Annotated in this window: 1 protein-coding gene; it reads right to left on the bottom strand. The window is 43.4% G+C overall.

Going from position 1 to position 1,253, the window contains the following annotated elements:
* Positions 1-1,037: group II intron reverse transcriptase/maturase (ltrA, locus tag HCG49_RS18375; protein ID WP_168470935.1), on the bottom strand; the 1,037-nt coding region annotated here is incomplete at its 3' end.
* Positions 1,038-1,253: the final 216 nt, after the last annotated feature.

The raw sequence follows: 1,253 nt of genomic DNA, 5'->3' as shown, positions 1-1,253 counted from the left end.
AGCCATTCTTCCAGCTTTTTGAGCTTGGCCTGAATAGATGCCGGCTTAAAGTAATTAATCCACCCTCGTACCAGCAGATTGATGCGTGAAATACGTTCTTCAAAACTGGCGGGTATCGTCTTTTTGGTCAGGTATTTAAGTTTTGTTTTAAATTCCTTCCACTTCGACGGTTCGGCCACCAGCTGATATTTGCCTTTTTCCCCTTTCTTATAGGTTGGTACAAAACCGAACCCTAATACTTGAAAATCCAAAGGTTTGCGTATGCCACTTTTCTTTCTGTTTATTGGCAATCGGAGCTTGTCGCGCAGAAACTTGTAGATGCTGTTACCTACCCTTTTCGCTGACTTTTTACTTCTGACATAGATACTGAAATCATCAGCATATCTAACATAACGATGTCCGCGCTTTTCCAGTTCCTTATCCAGCTCATTAAGCAGGATATTGGAAAGCAACGGACTTAGAGGCGAACCTTGTGGGACACCCTTTTTGCGCTTGTGTAGTTTGCCGTTGATTAGTATCGGTGCCCTAAGAAATGAGCGTAACAGCTTCATCGTGGGTCTACATTTCACCTTTTTATATATCAGTTCCAAGAGGACATAGTGTTCCACCTCGTCAAAGAAGCTCTTTAAATCGATGTCTACTATGCACTGGTACCCTGAATTAATATTCTTTAGGCTTTGTGCGACCGCTTGATGGGCGTTACGTTGTGGTCTGAACCCGTAACTGTGCTTTTGAAAGTCCGTCTCAAATATGGGTTGCAGTACTTGGTGTAGTGCTTGTTGAAACACCCTGTCGACAACGGTGGGAATGCCAAGCATCCGTTTCTTGCCGTTGCTCTTGGGTATTTCAATTCCTAATATTGGAGACACCTGATAAGACCCCCGTTCTATCTGTTGGATATATCGCTTGGCATGGGTTCGGAGCAAGGATTTAAGTTCCATTACGGAAACTCCGTCCACTCCTGCACCACCCTTGTTGCGGTATACCTGTAAATAGGCGTCGTTAAGGTTCTTTTTACTTGTTAAACGTTTAATCATTAACACTAAAATTGTTTCGCTGTCCCGCTTAATCCATGGCTACTGTTTTACTGGAAAACTATCCGTAACACAAAACTGCTCCGTGGTTTATTAAGGACCATTATCGTTTAGTCCTTCACCAACCTATCAGGTGGTTGGCTACTACGACGTCAGCTGACTTCTCCATTTAGCTACACGTAACTTTGGAGACCTCCCCAGGTAATGACATCTTCTTTC

Source organism: Arenibacter sp. 6A1 (genome assembly GCF_012272855.1).
Classification (GTDB): domain Bacteria; phylum Bacteroidota; class Bacteroidia; order Flavobacteriales; family Flavobacteriaceae; genus Arenibacter.
Note: the sequence above shows the minus strand (reverse complement) of the source record. Positions and strands in the feature narration are given on the sequence as shown.